Source organism: Paenibacillus sp. FSL H8-0104 (assembly GCF_038050215.1).
Taxonomy (GTDB): Bacteria; Bacillota; Bacilli; order Paenibacillales; family Paenibacillaceae; genus Paenibacillus; species Paenibacillus amylolyticus.
Genome location: NZ_JBBOTC010000001.1, coordinates 2,945,213 through 2,964,000, shown reverse-complemented (window position 1 = coordinate 2,964,000; position 18,788 = coordinate 2,945,213). Strand labels below are relative to the sequence as shown.

General features: G+C 45.8%; 16 protein-coding genes. 2 read left to right on the top strand and 14 right to left on the bottom strand.

Going from position 1 to position 18,788, the window contains the following annotated elements:
* Positions 1–61: 61 nt before the first annotated feature.
* The 9 genes from NST38_RS13445 to NST38_RS13405 all read right to left on the bottom strand — a co-directional run bounded on the left by NST38_RS13445 (position 62) and on the right by NST38_RS13405 (position 12,143).
* Positions 62–1,507 (bottom strand): 4-hydroxyphenylacetate 3-hydroxylase family protein, encoded by a 1,446-nt coding sequence (locus tag NST38_RS13445; protein WP_083684214.1) that lies wholly within the window; start codon positions 1,505–1,507, stop codon positions 62–64.
* A gap of 173 nt (positions 1,508–1,680) precedes the next feature.
* A complete protein-coding gene (locus tag NST38_RS13440; RefSeq protein WP_047842722.1) occupies positions 1,681–3,639 on the bottom strand; it encodes an ABC transporter permease in 1,959 nt (652 codons plus the stop codon).
* Positions 3,614–4,384 (bottom strand): ABC transporter ATP-binding protein, encoded by a 771-nt coding sequence (locus tag NST38_RS13435; RefSeq protein WP_036608600.1) that lies wholly within the window; start codon positions 4,382–4,384, stop codon positions 3,614–3,616. The genes NST38_RS13440 and NST38_RS13435 overlap by 26 nt, the downstream gene beginning before the upstream one ends.
* Positions 4,385–4,696: 312 nt before the next feature.
* Complete coding sequence (locus NST38_RS13430) at positions 4,697–5,680, bottom strand: sensor histidine kinase (protein ID WP_083669688.1); 984 nt, start codon at positions 5,678–5,680, stop codon at positions 4,697–4,699.
* Positions 5,677–6,381, bottom strand: coding sequence for a response regulator transcription factor (locus NST38_RS13425; RefSeq protein WP_047842720.1), 705 nt, complete (start codon positions 6,379–6,381; stop codon positions 5,677–5,679). Before NST38_RS13425 ends, NST38_RS13430 begins: the two co-directional genes overlap by 4 nt.
* 41 nt (positions 6,382–6,422) lie before the next feature.
* Entirely contained in the window at positions 6,423–7,763 is a 1,341-nt protein-coding gene (gene nagZ, locus NST38_RS13420; protein ID WP_256719957.1) for a beta-N-acetylhexosaminidase, read from the bottom strand.
* A gap of 398 nt (positions 7,764–8,161) precedes the next feature.
* Positions 8,162–9,265, bottom strand: a complete 1,104-nt coding sequence (locus NST38_RS13415) for an NADH:flavin oxidoreductase (RefSeq protein WP_083684215.1) — start codon at positions 9,263–9,265, stop codon at positions 8,162–8,164.
* Between the two features lie 333 nt (positions 9,266–9,598).
* On the bottom strand, positions 9,599–10,912 hold the full coding sequence (locus tag NST38_RS13410) for a hypothetical protein (protein WP_076249527.1): 1,314 nt from the start codon (positions 10,910–10,912) through the stop codon (positions 9,599–9,601).
* A 181-nt stretch (positions 10,913–11,093) separates the two neighbouring features.
* Entirely contained in the window at positions 11,094–12,143 is a 1,050-nt protein-coding gene (locus tag NST38_RS13405; RefSeq protein ID WP_076249528.1) for a 2,3-butanediol dehydrogenase, read from the bottom strand.
* Positions 12,144–12,529: 386 nt separating this feature from the next.
* On the opposite strand from NST38_RS13405, the gene NST38_RS13400 reads away from it, so the two are divergent.
* Positions 12,530–13,567, top strand: coding sequence for a LacI family DNA-binding transcriptional regulator (locus NST38_RS13400; RefSeq protein ID WP_076249529.1), 1,038 nt, complete (start codon positions 12,530–12,532; stop codon positions 13,565–13,567).
* Between the two features lie 177 nt (positions 13,568–13,744).
* Here the strand turns inward: NST38_RS13400 and NST38_RS13395 are convergent, their stop codons facing one another.
* Both NST38_RS13395 and NST38_RS13390 read right to left on the bottom strand, forming a co-directional pair.
* Positions 13,745–14,713 carry a D-2-hydroxyacid dehydrogenase family protein gene (locus NST38_RS13395; protein ID WP_076249530.1) on the bottom strand — a complete coding sequence of 323 codons (969 nt, stop codon included), beginning with the start codon at positions 14,711–14,713 and terminating at the stop codon, positions 13,745–13,747.
* An 80-nt stretch (positions 14,714–14,793) separates the two neighbouring features.
* Complete coding sequence (locus NST38_RS13390) at positions 14,794–15,375, bottom strand: TetR/AcrR family transcriptional regulator (protein ID WP_017688803.1); 582 nt, start codon at positions 15,373–15,375, stop codon at positions 14,794–14,796.
* A gap of 284 nt (positions 15,376–15,659) precedes the next feature.
* Here NST38_RS13390 and NST38_RS13385 point away from each other — a divergent pair, with 284 nt between their 5' ends.
* Positions 15,660–16,880: an MFS transporter gene (locus tag NST38_RS13385; RefSeq protein ID WP_341343987.1), complete on the top strand. Its 1,221-nt coding sequence runs from the start codon at positions 15,660–15,662 to the stop codon at positions 16,878–16,880.
* Between the two features lies 1 nt (position 16,881).
* Here the strand turns inward: NST38_RS13385 and NST38_RS13380 are convergent, their stop codons facing one another.
* From NST38_RS13380 to NST38_RS13370, 3 genes are all read right to left on the bottom strand, one after another.
* Complete coding sequence (locus NST38_RS13380; protein ID WP_160319701.1) at positions 16,882–17,043, bottom strand: hypothetical protein; 162 nt, start codon at positions 17,041–17,043, stop codon at positions 16,882–16,884.
* A 32-nt stretch (positions 17,044–17,075) separates the two neighbouring features.
* Entirely contained in the window at positions 17,076–17,531 is a 456-nt protein-coding gene (locus NST38_RS13375) for an SRPBCC family protein (RefSeq protein WP_341343986.1), read from the bottom strand.
* A gap of 160 nt (positions 17,532–17,691) precedes the next feature.
* Complete coding sequence (locus NST38_RS13370; RefSeq protein WP_036608620.1) at positions 17,692–18,777, bottom strand: HD-GYP domain-containing protein; 1,086 nt, start codon at positions 18,775–18,777, stop codon at positions 17,692–17,694.
* Between the last annotated feature and the right edge of the window lie 11 nt (positions 18,778–18,788).

The window sequence follows — 18,788 nt, the reverse complement described above, 5'->3', positions numbered from 1 at the left end:
TTTTCGTTCTTCATTCAGGCTTTTCAATCTTCATTCGGAGCATTTGTATTAGATCATCAGATCAGTCCTTAAGCGAACGAAGCCACGGCTCAACTTTCCCCAATAAGCTTTCCTTGTCATACTGCACATATTGGTTCGCCCGATTGCGCACGGGATCACCCGCGTAGAAACGTTCATACAGATCATGCCTTGCTCCGAGTGGACTTCCTGTTAGTTCCCATGCGAGTTGAAAGAGACGAATCTTCTCCGGGGCTTGCATCGTTACTCCACCAAGATATTTGCCAATCATGGAACCCATCATTTCATTCATCTCAAACGTACCTGAAGGAATCTGAATCAGACCACCCGCAGCAATGGTCTTCAAAATCTCCACCGCGCGGGGGTAATAGCGATTGCCCAGATTACGTGCGGTTTCAATATATTTGAATTCCGGCAGCCAGTTGCCAAATGCGTCCGGCTTGGACTGTGCTTCAGCAGCAATAATCAGTCCCTCGATGGTCTGCATCTGACTGATCAGCTCTCCGAGTTGTTCCTGTACATTCAGGAAAGAGTCCACCCCGATCTCCTTGGCAATGGATGAGGTCACGGCTGTAATGAACTCCAGTTTCGAGTGTAATCGAATGACACTCTGATGATAGGCCAGACTGGCCGAAGCTGTATTGCAGCGAATCTGCCATACGGCTTCAGGGTTATTGTGCAGTAATACACGTTCCCAGGGTACAAATACATCATCAAAAAATAATACAGCATCCATCTCATCATACTGCGCACTGAGTGGATGTGATTTATCTGTATCTTTTGTGGCAAAAGATTCACGACACATCATGTGCAAACCCGGACTGTCCGCAGCTACGATTACCATATGGGCCAGCTCTGGCAGGTGGCCTGGAATTCGTTGAACGGGATAAGCAATGATATCATCCGCATAAGGCGCTGCTGTTGCCACCATTTTGGCCCCGCGGATCACAACGCCCTCCGTATTCCTTTTGACAATTCGCAGCATGGCATCCTCATCTTCTCTAACAGGCAAGGACCGATTAATCTGCGGGTCACGCTGTACAATTGTCAGGAATGCATCGTTTCGCTTGGCTTGTTCAAAATATGCGGATATTTTACCTGCAAATGCCGGGTCATGCGCTGTCATCTCATGTCGTGTTGCATACCAACCGGTCAGCCGGGATCGGGCATAATCAGACAATCGGCTCATCACTCCGTACGTCCGATCGGCCCACAGCCGAAAAGCATCCGCCCTGCAGTTCACGTCAGGAAGTGAACGAGGCACAAGAAAAGAGCGATGCACGTAACTTCCCGTCTGTTCGTCCCAATAGGCCACGATTTCCCTTGTCTCCGGGTCATCCACCAGATTGAACAATCCTTCTATGGTTTGAAGTGTTCCCTGAAAGGCCTGATGCCCAGTTACCTGGATACGCTCTCCGTCCAGCCATACATTCCGCTCATCATTCAAACGTTGAATGTAAGCTTGTCCACGAGACATCGTGATACTCATGATATGTCCTCCCTCTCAGGCACCGGCCTGACATTTCTGTAACTCCATCCTTCTAACTGCTTGAAAAACTATGTAATGATACATTCTGTATCTAATGAAATAGTACTGTGCCTCAGCTAGAAAAGTCAACAGACACCGAGCGATGAGTCCGGTGTCTGTTGGGCCATGCTATTTTAGACTAATTTGGAATACATGTGACGCAGATACCGCCAGCGCACGAGTGCAAAATACAAAATCTGCATGGAAGCAAACACCAAGAAGATGCGCAGGCTGTATCCAAAGACCGAGAAATCAACCAGTTGCTGCAACGCCACAAAGGCAACCGAACTGTGGATGACCGCCACCAGAATCGGCAGGAAGAACATAAGCAATAGCTGCCTTGTTACGATCTTACGGAGTTCGGGACGACTCAGTCCCATTTTGCCAATCATGCGATACTGCGCTTCATCCCGTTCTAGATCTGCGTAAAGTCTGAAATACGTGAAACTTGCTGCAAAGGTGAAGAAAACAATGCCGATCAGGCCGCTCAAAATTAGAATGATGCCATTGGTCTGCTTGGAATTAAGCCAATCCACCACAAGCGCGCTGACCTCGTAATAACCTTTTTCGGAATGATCATCTTGAATGGATTTGATCAATTCAGGAGCAAAGCTGCGTGTACCCATCCAATCTTTCACGATAAATTGTATCGTTCGACTCGAATAGAAACCTTCAGGCATGCCAACTTCCTCGTTGTACGCAGGTCTCATCTTATTAAACAATTCGTCGGTTACGACGTAGAGATAAATTTCATATTGAAAAGGAATCACAATATCGGTACCAGGTGTCGATAGCTGGACAGGTATGTGCTGATTATCAACCTCCAGATTGATCTTTCCTCCCGAGGCTCCTTTTTCAACCTGTTCACGGTACTCCTTGCGCATCGCCAAATTGCTTGGTGTCATAAATGACTCATCGATTTGTTTCAACGTACGTTCTTCATACCCCAGTGCCTTCGCAAGACGGTTATAATCACTCAGTTTGATAATATTCCCATTATTATTTTCACCTATAGGAGCATAACTGCCCTTCACGTAGGGAACTTGATTATCAATCAACGTTTCTTCAATCTGCCGAATATGTCGCTCGGAGTTTGGAGTATACCAGTTATTCATATAACTGAATGCGTACGGATTCGACATGGACGACAACCCCGGGTCAGCAATAGCAAGCATGGTGCCAATTCCCGTAAATGAAGAAGCCGAGATGATACTTACCATGAAAAACATGATGGCGTTATCTTTCATTCGATAGGTAAGTTCAGATAGGAAGAGCAGATTGGTTTTACGGAAAAACAACCTTGGATTTCTTTTCAGTGCCCGAATGATGTATACACTGAGCTGCGTGAACAGAAAGTACGTACCTGCAATAACAACCACGACACTTGCGAGTAATAACGGAAAGGAGAAGCTTATCCATACAAAAGTGAATACTCCTGCATAACCCCCACCAATCAACAATACGGATAACAAGGCGAGTAGACGTGAGGCTTTGGGTTCCGGTTTCGGTTTTTCCTCTGATTTCACAAGGTCAATGAGAGTTCCTTTGCGAATGAGCAAGGATGAGGACATCGCGATCACAACAAACAGCAGCAGAAATGCACCTGCCGTCAGGGCAATGCTTTTTAGCGGAAAATAGAATCGAAGACTGTTCTCAACAGCCAGCATGGAGCCACAGATCAGCAGAATCAATTTGCCGAAAATAATTCCGAGTCCAATCCCGGTAATGATGGAAGCTAATCCGATACACATGTTCTCCATAAACAGAAGTCTGTTCATCTGCTTACGTGTCATGCCTATGATCAGGAAAATACCAAATTCCTTCTTGCGCGTCTTCAGAAATGAACCAACGGAGTAGAGCAGGAACAGGAATGAAAAGATGAATATAATGATCTCTGCAATCACAAACCCCTGATTTGCAAGCAACGTAACCGTCCCACTTGATCCCTTTAACCCCGCTTTCAAATCAGGATGGAACAGGAGCAATGCGTAAGTAAAAAAGATCATAACGGAAAATGTACTGCTCAGAAAATGAGCCAGATAAATTCGTTTATTGCGAACAACGTTATTAATGGCGAACTGGCGAAAATTCATGTCCTGAACCTCCCATTAGGGATAATACATTAATAATCTTCTGGTAAAAGGCTGCGCGATTATCGCCGTAGTGAATTTCATTATACAGTTTGCCATCCTTGATAAAGACAACCCGACTGCAATAACTTGCAGCTACTGCATCATGAGTGACCAGCAGCATCGTAGCCTGATCCTCCTGATTGCGAGTTTCGAGAATCTCCATGACATCTCTTGCCGCCTTCGAATCCAGGTTGCCTGTTGGCTCATCGGCCAGAATCAGCTTCGGGGAATGGATAAGCGCTCTGGCAATGGCCGTACGCTGTGCCTGTCCTCCTGATATCTCATATGTCCGTTTGTTCAGAATACCCTCGATCCCCAACTTGCTTGCCAGCTGTTCGACACGTGTGTTCATCTCTGCTAGCGAAACACCGTCAAGAGTCAGTGGCAGCACAATGTTTTCCTTGACTGTCAGTGTATTTAACAGATTGAACGATTGAAAAACAAATCCAAGCTCTTTGCGCCGGAACAGCGCGAGTTCGTCCTGATTCAATTCAAACGGATTCTTTCCTGCAATCCGCAGTTCGCCTGATGTTGGGTGATCAATGGTTGAGATCATGTTCAGCAGCGTTGTTTTGCCACTACCCGATGGTCCCATGATGCCAACAAACTCACCTTCCTGAATACTGAGGTCAATACCTGATAACGCTTCATAAGATACGATGCCTTTGTAGATTTTACTGATCTGTTTCACAGAACAAATCTCCATGGTTACAACTCCTTAGTGATATATGAATTCAAAATCAAGTTACTTTTCATGCTGTGTGCATGCGTATTGTGCGTGGCCTTTCCTGTACTCTTATGACTATAGTCTATCGAAGTTTCGGCCATTCTCCTATGGTTTAACCTTTCATCAACATGACAATGTTGTAAGGTTGCATCATGAAAATCAAAAAGACGCCTTCGCCCCGATCAGGCAATAGACGTCTATACTTACACTTACACTGTAATATATACTCCACTCACACTTCTTCAACAAAAATACACACCTCACGGCCCAATCTTACCTCAATCTGTCACTTCAGGAGTTGAATGTGATTCGGACAGTCGTTCCTTCGCCGTACACGGATTCAAGATCAATCCGATGATTCATCCGTGTTAACACTTCTTTGGCAATATACAGCCCCATGCCAGTGGACTCTTTGAAATGTCGCCCGTTCTCCCCGGTGAAGAAAGGCTGGAATACCCGATTTAGATCAGACTTCGGAATTCCGATGCCCTGATCCTGCACTTCCAGTATGATGGAGCGTTCGGCTTCATACGCACGCACATAGATCTTTTGCCCGCTGCCCGCGGAGTATTTGATTGCGTTCGATAGTAACTGTACCAGGACAAACCGAATCCACTTGGCATCGGATTGCACAACCAGCGCAGGATCTATATGTATCTCTGGATAGACGTGATTGCGGATGAAGAACCGTTTCAGCTCATGGATCGCCTCTTCCCCAGCGGTCCTCAGTATCACAGGTTCCACACTGAAATCCTGTTCGAAGGTATCCAACCTGGCCACATACAGCACAGTCTCCAAACCTCGCCTCATCTGGTCCGCTTCCTCCCGAATGCTTACGAGCCGAGGATCATCATCTTCCTGACCTTCCACGGTCAACTCAATAACGGATAACGGTGTCTTCATCTGATGGACCCACTGGTTCATGAATGTCAGATATTCTTGCTGCCGTTGTTCCAGCCGATGAAGATGAGCATGATACTGGCCGTATTGTGAATCCAACAACTTCTCCAGCGCCAGTGATAAAGGACTTGTTTCGTTCAATGGTACAAATTCCTTCAGCGAATCCATCGACCGTGACATCCGGGTATAAAAGGAGCGATGTGAATAATAACGATACACCAAATATCCGATGTATAAAAATAATCCCAACGCTACGGCATAAGTAGCCGTGACCCAATCGTTGTAACCGTCATACCAGAACACTGCAACAACAGTGAACAAGATGGCAACAACCCAGCACGTTAAAGCGAGATGTTCTCGTATAAACAATCTCATGATGGTGAAGAGGCCTTCCAGGTATTGTTCAATCGGTAACCCGAACCTCTGACCGTTTCCAGTGCGTCCGTAATACCAAGTTCGGCTAATCGTTTACGCACCCGAGTAACGTTTACGCTGAGTGTATTGTCATCCACAAAAGAGTCATCCCACAGCTTCTCCAAGATTGTCTCTCTGCTCACAAGCTTTGGACTGCGCCGCAGTAACGTTTCCAGCAGAATCGTTTCCTTCTTCGTCAGCTGCACTTTGCGATCACCAAGCTGAATCTCCAGTCTTTCCAAGTACACGACCAAACCGTCCAGTTCCACCTTGCGTTCTTCGTCACGTGCAGCATAGTCCCCATATACCCGGCGCAGCTGACTTCGAATTTTTGCTATAACAATCTCATGCTCAAATGGCTTCGTAATATAATCATCCGCCCCGTTCTCCAGTGCCATGACCTGATCCATCTTCCCACTCCGTGCGGAGATAAACAAAATGGGGCATGTGGACAGCGTACGAATCTGGCGGCACCAATAGAAACCATCGTAACTGGGCAAGTTGATATCCAGAAGGACCACATGTGGCTGTACCTGCTCAAACTGTTGTACAATCATCTCAAAATCCTCGACCAGTACGGCCCGGTCCCCGTAGCGTTCAATATGTGATTTCAATAATCCCGCAATCTTGGGATCGTCCTCTATTATCATAATGGTATACATTATTGGATCTCACCTCTGGCAAAATCATAACACAGGATTTATTATCTAGCATCGATTTGCTTACGCCAATCCACAATATCTGCATTCAATTGCTTCAGGTCTCCGGAAGCTTTCTGATCATCGGATAACTTGTATTGTTGCTTCAATGCCAGGATACGATATACACTTTCATCAATTCGGGACTCGGTGATTTTGCCTGACTTTACTGCACTTATTAGCGTATCAAAAATCGTCTTGGCACTCTCATAACTGTGAGCTACCAACAGAATGTCACTTCCTGCTTTAACCGTTGCTAGGGCTGCCTGGTCCAACTTGTAGTTCTTCGCGATTGCACCCATACTCAGGTCATCTGTGATGACCACACCATCATACTTGAACTTCCCGCGCAGATGTTCACCAATAATGACATCCGATAAGGAAGCCGGATGGTCCGGGTCCAGCTTCGGGAACAAAATGTGTGCAACCATGACCGCCTCTACCTGCTCCTTCACTGCGGCCTGGAATGGAATCCATTCAAGCTCGGCCAGTTGTTTTTCCGTTTTATTCACGACAGGAAGATCAAGATGGGAGTCCACGGACGTATCACCATGACCCGGAAAATGTTTCACTACCGGAATAATGCCTTCATTACGTAGTCCCTTCATCTCTGCAATCCCCATACGTGACACCAGTTCTGCCGAGCTGCCGAATGAACGATCTCCAATCACCGGGTTCTTCGGGTTACTATTCACATCCAACACAGGAGCAAAGTCCACATTAAAACCCGCAAGCTGAACCTGTCTCGCCAACAATTCGCCCATCGTTTCAGCAAGCGCGCTGTCTTTCGTCTCGCCTACTTTTCTACTGGAAGGAATGGATTCCACCGTCTCTGGCATACGACTGACTTTGCCGCCCTCCTGATCCACACTCATGAAGATCGGTACCGGGTTGGACTGATTCGCTTCCTTGATGGACTTCACAAACTTGGCTGTTCCCTCGAGTGTTGATACATTGTTGGCATAGAAAATAATGCCCCCTACCTTTTGATCGGTGATCATCTGTTTGGCTTGATCATCCAACGTTGTCCCTTGAACACCGGCCAGTATCATCTGTCCAATCTTCTCTTCTAACGTTAATGAACTAAGCTGCTCCTGCACCGGATCGACTTCTTCTTGCGGTTCCTCTGGTACTTCTTCCTGCGGTGGAGCGGTATTCTGCTCCGGCGATGAAGAAGATTGCCCTGAGTTGGAGCCAGCATTCGATCCGGTGTTCGAGTCCGTTGCGGAGGAAGGTTTCTGTGCTTGGCCACATGCCGATAAAAGCAGTACGATCCCCAGCAGAAGACACAGCATCTGCAGTGGTTTTCTCCATTTATTGTTCGAGTTGTACCTATAGTTGTGCAAGGATATTCATCCTCCTTATGTAATGTCATCTTGGCAACCCTTGGGTTCAGGCCTAACCTTATCATAAGGTGGTGGATTTTCAAAATAAGTCGTACTGAAGATTGAATCGTTGTTTAGACACTTAAGCGGTAAAAAAAGTGGTTGCACTGGAACCTGAGATGTGGAACTTAATGGTGTTGTGACTAGGCGCGTGTGCGATGTATGTGGAGAATAAAAAGGAGTAACGGTGCAGAAAACGATTTTCTATTGTGAATTTTTCATATGTTGAAATTATTGGTATAGTAAGATCAAAAAGCCGCCCAAAGGCGGCCTATTTGTTCGTTTTTGTTTTACTTTTTGTTGTAAATCGTTGCCGTTCAGCGTTAGTTCATCTTTCACCAAACGTTATTAGGCTTCTATTAATGGAGTGTTTGCAACACTTCCGTTGTAAATGGAATGATTTCGGATATGCGACCTTCACGAATTTTGGCAGGCCATTCGGGATCACTAAGCAGAACACGACCCAAGGCGATCAAGTCAAATTCATTGTTCTCCAACTTCTCATTTAATTGATCCAAATGGGCATCCCCTGTTCCCTGGTTCTCGGTTGCTCTGTCTACGAATTCAGCTTCAAGACCTACCGATCCAACTGAAATAGCTGGTTTACCCGTTATTTTTTGCGTCCAACCCGCAAGATTCAGCTCAGATCCTTCGAATTCCGGTAACCAGAACCGGCGTGTAGAGCAATGGAATATATCCACGCCAGCAGTACTAAGTGGGGCCAAGAATTGCTCCAATTGTTCTGGCGTCTCCACCAGACGTGCCTCATAATTCCCCATCTTCCATTGGGAGAACCGGAGCACAATTGGGAAATCAGGACCAACCGCCGCACGACAAGCTTTAATCACTTCAACCGCAAATTGGGTTCGCCGTACCAAATCACCACCATAATTGTCGGTCCGTCGATTCGTCTGCTCCCAGAAGAATTGGTCAATCAGGTATCCATGGGCTCCGTGCAGTTCAATGCCGTCAAACCCGATTCGCTGTGCATCCGCTGCCGCTTGGGCAAATGCCTGTACAAGACATTGAATCTCCTCATCCGTTAATGGTTCACGTGATGGTTCACCTGCCATGCTTACCCCTGACGGACTTACAGGGTCAGCTTCTGCGTTAGGCAAGTCACCGGAACGACGTGCTGTACCCACATGCCACAATTGTGGCATAATTTTGCCACCCGCTTCATGTACTGCTTTCACTACATTAGCCCATCCTTGCAACGAATCTTCACCATGGAATAATGGAATACTCGCTCCACTAACCGAAGATGGATGATTAATGCCTGTACCTTCCGTTATGATGAGCCCCACTCCACCTGCTGCTCTGCGACGATAGTATTCAGCAACTTCTGGTCCAGGTACGCCCTCTGGTGAGAATCCGCGAGTCATGGGTGCCATAACGATTCGATTAGACAATGTTAGCTTGTCCGAGGTGAAAGGTTTGAATAATGCTGAAGGTACGTTCATAGTACATTGCTCCTTTGCAATTGGAAGTGTGGAACTCCGCATCCACATGAAATGCGACATGCTTTTGTATATTGTAACACGTGTAATCCAGTTGACTGGTTTAGGATTATTTCTCTATCCATTTTATAGTTTCTTAATTTTATTTTCAAATTTTCGAAGTTGGGCGTTCAAACTACTCTTATAGAAAAAAAAAGAAAGCTACCTTACGGCAGCCTCTGTTGGATCACACTACCGAAGCAGTCTGACATGCACTCTACTACATCTTAAAGTATTTTCCCGGTCACCAATAATGTGGATGTAGCATAGTATATAATCCATAATCTTCCTTCCAATTTAATTAGCATTCACGGGGATATCACTGCGGTTCACTCGAAGCAATTTCCCTGATGAAGTTGATAACACATCCGGATCGGTACCCAGACCAAAGTAGAAGTCACCCTCGTTCTCTTCGAAAGACTTGGCATAGGTGTCCTGGTTAAAACGTAAAATCTCATTCCATGTGGTCAGATCCGTTGATTGGTAGACCCGATTTATATACAGATTGGCACTTTGGCGAGTGTACGTAAGCACATACACCTTGCCATCACGCAACAGCACATCGGTTGGGAGCGCCTTGGCATCCGGGAGATTAACTCGCCTTGCCTGATTGATGTCGGTCATGACATTCAAAGATTTGGGCAGCAGCTGCCCATCATTAAACACGCCTCCCGCTATATAGAGCAACTTGTTATTGAAGTTAACATTTTTGCCTATTTTATTATAAGGAATTGTGCCCGTTTGATAGGTTAGTCCAGGTAGCATTTTGTTACCATAGATGACAACATCCCGTTTCTCAAGATTTTCATTAATCTCCAAAATATTAGTTTTGTCATTCCATATTTTATTGGCAGGATACATCATGCCAGATGCATATAACTTGCCATTAAGATGGAACATGGTATAAGCCCGGAAACCAAACGTATTAATGGTCGCATATTTTTGCCAAGTTTCACCTTCATTATGAGAGATTAGAATGGTTGGTTTGGACTCTGTACCCAGCGCGGCAAACATCTTGCCTTGATAAGATGCCAAATCGTATACGTGTACACCCAGCGGCAGATTGCGATATTTGGTCCACACCTCTCCATCCAGACGATAGAAGTTGCCCAGTTCCCACTGTTCACTATCAGAATCATTGCCAGGAATATATAACTTATCGTTTAGTACTCTGTAGATATCAATCTGTTCCTCATCCACATACATCTTCGTTGATGGCAAGATGCCCGGGTTGCTGTTCGTCACCGACTGGGTCTTGAATTTTGCATTCGCTGTATCATAATAAATGACTGGGATAGGGCCTGAATTAGGAGCTACGCCCAGATTGCTGCTATTTCCGTGGCCCAAATATATTTTGCCGTTGTACAGTTGCATGTCCCAGACGTTATTAGCATATGGTGTTTTGGTAAAAGGTCTGCCTAGCAGTTCGATCTTCGATGTTACATCCGCTGAACTGATCGGTGCATTAGACACCTTGGCAAGCCCACGTTCCGTCGCAGGGGGTTGACTTGTTGACGTGGTGTTTTTCGGCTTGGAGTTCCCCATAAGCATCCAGCTCATTCCTGCGACAATGGTCAAAATTACGGCTGTCCATTTTGTATGTCTCTGCATGTCCGCTTCCTCCTTCATTTTTTCATCATCATTACCTTCACACCAAGATGATACAATTTGTATCTTTTTATACTATGTAAAACCACCCGCACATGCAACAAATTTCGCCCTATTTATACAAAAAAAGTAGACAATCACATCTGTTGATGTGCTGTCTACTTGTTCTTAATGTCTGTGATTTCTATTCAGCTTTTACCAAAATCTTAACCTGATTTTTCTCTTTCAACAGTGCTTCAAATCCATGCTCTACCACTTCATCCAACGAAATTCGTTTGGTCACCAGCTTATCAGCCGGGAAGAAACCTTTATCCATCAGACTGATAACCGCCGGGAACACATCGCGATAACCAATAATGCCATTAACTGTACGTTCTTTCATGACAATTGAGTTCGGGTGAATCGGCGCTTCCTGTTCAAAAATACTGACGATCATCAACTCTCCACCAATACGTGTTGAATCGATGGCTTGTTGCAGAACACGTGGAACACCGGTTACTTCATAGGCTACGTTAACGCCACCTTGTGTACGTTGATGGATCTCTTCCACGACATTAAACTGCATTGGATCAATCACAATGGCACCGAGCTCTTCGGCTTTTGCTTTCCGTTCATCCGATAACTCCACCACATAAATATCCGACGCTCCCGAAGCTTTAAGCGCTTCGATGACCAGTAGTCCGATTGGGCCTGCGCCAAACACGGCTGCTGTATCTCCCACTTTTAGCTTGCTTTGTCGCACAGCGTGAAGTGCTACAGCTGAAGGTTCAACCAACGCACCTTGCTCATACGAGATTGAATCCGGAATGGCATGTACCATGTTTTCTGCAGCAGTTACATACTCGGAGAATCCTCCGCCGCCTCCAGCGAGTCCAAGGAAACCCATCTGATCGCACAGATTGTATCTGCCCTGTTTACAAGCTTCGCAGTGTCCACATGCATAGATGGGTTCTACCACAACACGATCGCCTGCCTTGAAACGTGTAACACCTTCCCCTACTTCAACCACCTGTCCTGAGAATTCATGCCCCATAACTATAGGCGCTTGTTCCCCTGTTAGCGGATGCGGTGCTTGAGCGGGAATGAAGATTGGACCTGCTGTGTACTCGTGCAAATCACTGCCGCAGATACCGCACCATTCCACTTTTATTTTGACCTTTCCTTCTTCAGGGTGAGGTTCATTAATATTTTCGAGACGTAAATCTTTGACTCCATGCCAACGTAATGCTTTCATTCATTTCATCTCCCAGATCATAATTTTTGATATAATCGGAAACGTTTCCGTAAATTAAATATGTCACATTTTAGATACACTGTCAAACATATCTCTCCATTAATATGGCTATTTCATGATCATATCGAGTTCACTTTAGAATGCTTGTACTTTAATTCAAGTGATCTTAGCGGTATTACAAACGATGTAATCCTTGATATTAACATATATTATGACAAATATTATTGTAGTTCTATCGAAATTTAATCAGGCCTCGCCATAAATCTGGCCCATTCACGGGATACTTCATTGTTCAAATGTTATAATCAAGTTATATAACTATCGTGAAGTTCATACATATTCCTAATAATTCGGAATCGTTTCCGATAAAGTGAGGTAACCGTACATTGAGGAAAGAACAGAAACTTACGATCAAGGACGTTGCAGAGCGTGCCGGCGTGGGCATCGCTACCGTATCCCGGGCCATCAACAATTCAGAAGGCATCAGCAGTAAAACACGGGATAAGGTGATGCAGGCCATTGAAGAACTGGGGTTTGTACCCAACACCTCGGCACAGAGTCTGAAAATCCGGCAAACGCACCAGATCGCTCTTGTTGTACCCGACATACGTAACGCCATCATTCCGGAAATCTCCTGGTCTGTAGAGCAAACGGCGAAGCAGCATGGTTACCATGTCGTGCAGATCAATACGGCAGGCAATGCCAGAACGGAGCTTGAAACCATTCGTAATGTCAAAAAATTGCATGTGGACGGACTAATCTTCATGCCTCTGGCGTACCCCAAAACGTTACCCGGACTGATTGATAAAGCGCCGCTCCCTATCTCCATGATTAATTACGGCAAGAAACTGGAACCTGGCATGAAGGCAGATATCGTCTCTCTCTCTCAACCTGAAGGCAAACTAGTGATGGAACATCTGTTCAAGATCGGCCGGACTCGAATCGCTTATGCGGGAGCACCGAAGGACATTATTGAAGAGCGCTTTCGTGCGTATGAGCAAGCTGTAGGCCATGTGGACATTTCTCTCGTCTACTTTGGTGAGGACTTTTCATTAAATACAGGTGCCAATGCTGCAGATTATTTCTATGGACTTACGCATATGCCAGATGCTGTCTATGCCATTAATGATATGGTTGCCATCGGATTGGTTAATCGGTTCAAGGAGTTAGGGGTTCGTGTACCTGAAGATGTGGCTGTTGTGGGTGTGGATAACAATCAATGGACAACCGTCACGTCTCCTCAGATTAGTTCCGTGTCCATTATGGGCGAAGAAGTCGCCAGACTTGCTACTGAGCTGTTGTTAAAACGAATTCGGGAGATGAGCACGACCGATTACGAACACATCCAATTTGAACCGCGCTTAATCGTTCGTGAATCAAGCGTCGCCATGATTCATTCCTCCCAGCGAGGACAACACAGTTAAATTTGGTGAGGGGTATGGGCATTAGGATAGAATATATTTTACGGCTAGCCCTTTATTTGTCCTGCTACACAGATATACTAAAAAGGTGTTGCTCAGGTCTAACTCTTTCCTGGCAGCACCTTATTTGTCGTTGATTCTGTATAACTATAGCAGAGTCATACTCCGCATACGTTCATTCTAAGAATGCATTTGCCTGATCGGTGTTCCCTTCAGGAACATCGCTATATTCTCTACGGTATGATTATAATAGATCTCATAATTGCCACGAGTCACATAACCCAGATGCGGTGTTGCCAGGACGTTGGGTAATGTTCGCATCACATGGTTAACGGGGAGCGGTTCCTGCTCATATACATCCAGACCTGCACCAGCAATCACACTACGCTGCAATGCCTCCACCATAGCTTCCTGATCGACAATGCCCGCTCGCGACGTATTGATGAGTAGCGCACTCGATTTCATTAGTTGAAATTCGGCTTGTCCGATCAGATTCCGCGTACGATCACTTAATACTAGATGAATGGATACAATGTCGCTCTGTGCAAGCAGTTGCTCCTTGGTCTCGGACCAGATCACACCATGTTTTTCGGCTTTCTCTTGTGTCAGATTCTCGCTCCAGGCCATCACATTCATGCCAAATGCTTGTGCGATCTCAGCCATGCGAGTACCTATTTTGCCCAAACCAAGCAATCCAAGTGTTCTCCCATGCAGATCCAATCCTAAAGTGCTCTGCCAGTTTCGATTGGAGCGAAGTGCATTATTTTCTGTAACCAGTTGTCTGGACAGCCCCAGAATCAGTGCCCATGTAAGCTCCGTCGGCGGATTAGAGCTTCCCTCAGTTCCACACACAATGATGCCGTTCTTCTCTGCAGCCTTGAGATCTATCGACGCGTTGCGCATACCACTTGTAATCAGAAGTTTTAGCTTAGGAAGCTGCGAAATGACCTTCTCTGGAAACGGTGTACGTTCCCGCATCAGAACCACAATATCAAAATCCTGCAATTCCTGAATGACTTTTTCTTCCGAGCCCATATAGTTGTTGAATGTCTGAATCTCCACCTGATCCATCAACGGACCCCAATCCGCCGACGTCAGCGCAACGTTCTGATAATCATCCAAAACGGCACAGCGCAACTTCGTATTCATTTCTGATCTCCTCCTATATCTGCTCAATTCTTAAATATATTGTAGCAACTCCGCATCACTTTAAACAGAATAAATCCCTATTACTGCAGCAAAGACAGCGTAACTTGGATGCTCTGCTCTACAAATAAGCGGTCTGGTCCTGATTTCATCAGAACAGTCAGTCCAATCATGGATACAACCAGAGACTGTGCGACCGCACTCGCGTTCATGTCAGTAGACAACTCCCCGCTCTGTTGCCCTCGTTCTATCGTTTCTTTGAAAAGAACACCCAGGTACATCTGATGCTCCCGTGTAAGGACAGCGAATTTGGGATCATGTGGAGCCAGCTCAACCATCGTATTAATGCAAAAACAGCCGTGACTAGGCTCGGTCACACTCCCCTCTGCTCCAATATGTTCAAACAATCCACGAAAGGCTTCCCGCACGGAGGAGCCCTGTTGAAGTCTGGCTCTGACTTGAGCCGCGTGCTGAGTGGTATACCTGCGAAGTGCTGTTTCAAATAATTCCTTTTTATCGCCAAAAGCCGCATACAGACTGGGACGTTGTATGCCCATTGCGGTCGTCAAATCATTTAAAGACGCCGCTTCGAACCCTTTGTCCCAAAACGTATGCATCGCTGCATCAAGTGCTTTATCCGTATCAAATTCCCGTTGTCTAACCATAAAATTCACCTCTTTATGTATCGATCAGTATGTTTATATATTTTAACCTCACTCTTATTACAAAGTCAAAACCTAATAACCAGAAAGGCGTGTTTAGCTATAAATGAATCGAAAAATCTGGAATAGAAGCGATCGCATCGTTATTTATCGTCGTATTCTCTGGGTAAAAATCTTTAGTTTAACCCTCACCTTATTCTCTGTTGACAGAATTCACGCAAATAAAGTATGGTTATCCCGAAACATAACATACCGATCAGTACAGAGTAGAAAGGTGACAAATACTCATGCAAACTTCTTCTCCAGATGCACAATTATCCAATAAGGATCGTCCTGCCATGTCACGGTTAGTTGCTCTTCTTTTTGCCGTGTGCAGCGGACTTGCGGTCGCCAATATCTATTATGCTCAGCCTTTGCTGGACTCCATCGCTCAAGAATTCAGCCTCTCTCCATCATCCATTGGGATTGTCATCACAGTGACTCAAATATGTTATGCCTTGGGGCTGTTCCTTCTCGTTCCCCTTGGTGACCTCTTAAATCGCCGCAAGCTGATCATCATTCAAATGCTCTTATCCGTGCTTGCACTGGTTCTCGTAGGAACCGCACAATCCAGCTCACTTTTATTCGCGGGCATGGCTGTCGTAGGTCTACTCGCGGTCATTACGCAAACGCTCGTTGCCTTTGCTGCACACTTGGCAGCCCCTTCCGAACGCGGTCGCATTGTCGGGTTGGTAACCAGCGGGATCGTCATTGGCATTTTACTTGCACGAACGGTTGCAGGTACGCTGAACGATTGGCTCGGGTGGAGATCGGTGTATCTCTTCTCCGCCAGCCTTACATTACTCGGAATTGTCGCCTTATATCTTGTTCTCCCAAAGCAGCAGTCCCCGCAAGTGAAACAAAGCTATACCCAATTACTCGGTTCCGTCTTACAACTGTACCGTGAGTTGCGTGTGTTAAGAGTACGAGGTGTGCTGGCCATGCTGATTTTTACAGCCTTCAGCATCTTGTGGACTTCCATGGTTCTGCCACTAAGTAGTCCTCCACTGTCCCTGTCTCATACAGTCATAGGTGCATTCGGTCTCGCAGGAGCGGCGGGAGCATTGGCTGCTGCCCGTGCAGGTAAACTTGCCGACCGGGGCCTTGGGCAGAAAACAACCGGTGTCGCCCTTGTCATTCTGCTATTGTCCTGGCTGCCCATCGGTTATGTCCATCATTCTCTCTGGTTTCTGATCCTGGGTGTTATCCTGCTCGATCTCGCCGTGCAGGCCGTACATGTTACCAACCAGAGCCTGATCTACGAAGTTCATCCCGAAGCGCAGAGCCGCCTGACGGCAGCTTATATGATCTTTTATTCCATCGGCAGTGCAACCGGCTCCATCGTTTCTACCCAAGTGTATGCATGGGCAGGCTGGACAGCCGTTTGCTGGTTAGGTGCTGGTGTTAGTGCAGCAGCCCTTGTGTTCTGGATGATCGATCGTTATATGCATCGGAATCTCGATCGTTGAATTAGTCCAGTTTATTCCACACCACAATAAAGAGAGTTGCCAACGAACCAAATAACAGGGAAATCAGAAACCAGTTCCGACCACTTCTGTTTTTTCCCTGAGCCAGTCCGGCATTAATCAAGGCAAGTGTGCCCCAACCTACAAAATATTCATTTTCCATCAAATGTCTTCTCTCCTCTATCCATTCAATTCTGGCTACTGCTCAAGCATATCTTTGAGCTTACGATTACGATCCTCTAGAAATGCCTGCATGTATCTCTTCAGCACAAGTCGCTCCGTTGCCCATCCCAGCAATCCAAGTGGAGCTTCGAATCGAAGTGTGTCTCTCATGCAAGTTATCTGATCCCCAATTACGCTGAAATGATGTTCATGTCGCATGCTCTTGAAAGCCCCTTTCTCCATCTGATCCACAAAGAGGAAAGGTCGTTCAAACTGCACAATTCGGGACTTCAACTTCTGTCTGACCCCAAAATGAGTAGCCTGAAATGTAACGGTATCCCCTGCTCCAATTCTTCCTGTGGTTACTCCTGCAACTGCTCGCTCTCTTGTATGTTGCCAGACGGTCTGAGTATGTACATCAATATCCCGGGCATAGTCAAAGCATCGTTCAATCGAGGCATGTATTGTAATCTCGGTTGTCACTTCAATCATAGCATCGCTCCTTGGCAGGAAAAATAAGGTCTTTGCAAAGTATACGCTTGCTTCCTTGGTCGAACAACACATCTAGGATGATATAACAAAAAACGGGTCCCCTGTCTTCGTACAGGAGGCCCGTCCTCAATATAAGTAAGGTATACAGATCATATTTAGATTAAATAAGCAATTCATCAATGGCAAGCGTACGCTCTTTGGAGAGATCGCGATATTCTTCAGACTCCACTTTGATGAGTGGTTTGAAAATATCGGACGTATTGTTCATGACAATAACACCTTTTTCTCCATTGCTGAGCAGTACCTGTTTCCCGATGAAATTAGGAAGCAAATGTTGCATCAATGCCTGAACCGGTTTTTCATTCAATTTACCAAATCCCATTCCATAGATATCTCTAAGGTTGTTGATCAGGTTTGGATTGCTTCCTCCGTGGTTCCCGGATCTCATGCCTATATAGATATCCGCTACAGATACAATCTGTGTATATGGATGAATTTCACTTTTCTCAAGTTGCATCGGATAACCCGACCCATCTTCCCGCTCGTGATGTTGCAGAGCAACCAGTGCTGTCGCTTCATCCGTCATCGAATTTTTGATAATTTCATGGCCATATATAGTGTGACGCCGCATTTCAAGCTGCTCATCAGCCGTCAACGGTTCTGTTTTGTTCCGAATCCGGTGGGAAACTTTGCACTTTCCAATGTCATGCAGATAACCACCGCGACTAATCTGATAACTCTCCTTCTGAGAATATCCAAGCCAATTCGCGAGGTAGAATGACAACAATCCTACCTGGATTGAATGTGTATAGTTATTGACGTCATCCCGCTCCAGCATCATCAGGAGATGAACGACATCTTTTTGCTCATCCAGTCCTTCAACCATCGGTTGCAGTGCATCATCCACCATGGTGGCGTTGAACTTGCCAACGGTCAGAGCTTCGAGAAAAGCATTTTGATAATTATGTACAGTCTGAATAAATTGGGACTTCAGCTCTTCTTCAGGTGGTTCTTCCTTCGTAGTTATCCCCGAAGCATGCTTTGCGGCTGCTGCAAAAAATTCTGCTTCAGTGATTTCCTCTTCGCGTGATTCAATATCTACATAATCTACACGGTGCTGCATAAGCAAGGTGATATCCTCACCTTTGATCACAGTTCCCTTCCCGAGAACGTGTAATCCTGCATCGCTGAATGTATCCGCAGTTAGACGGTCTCCGTCTTGCAGGTTCATAATATGGATTCTCAAATCGGTATTCC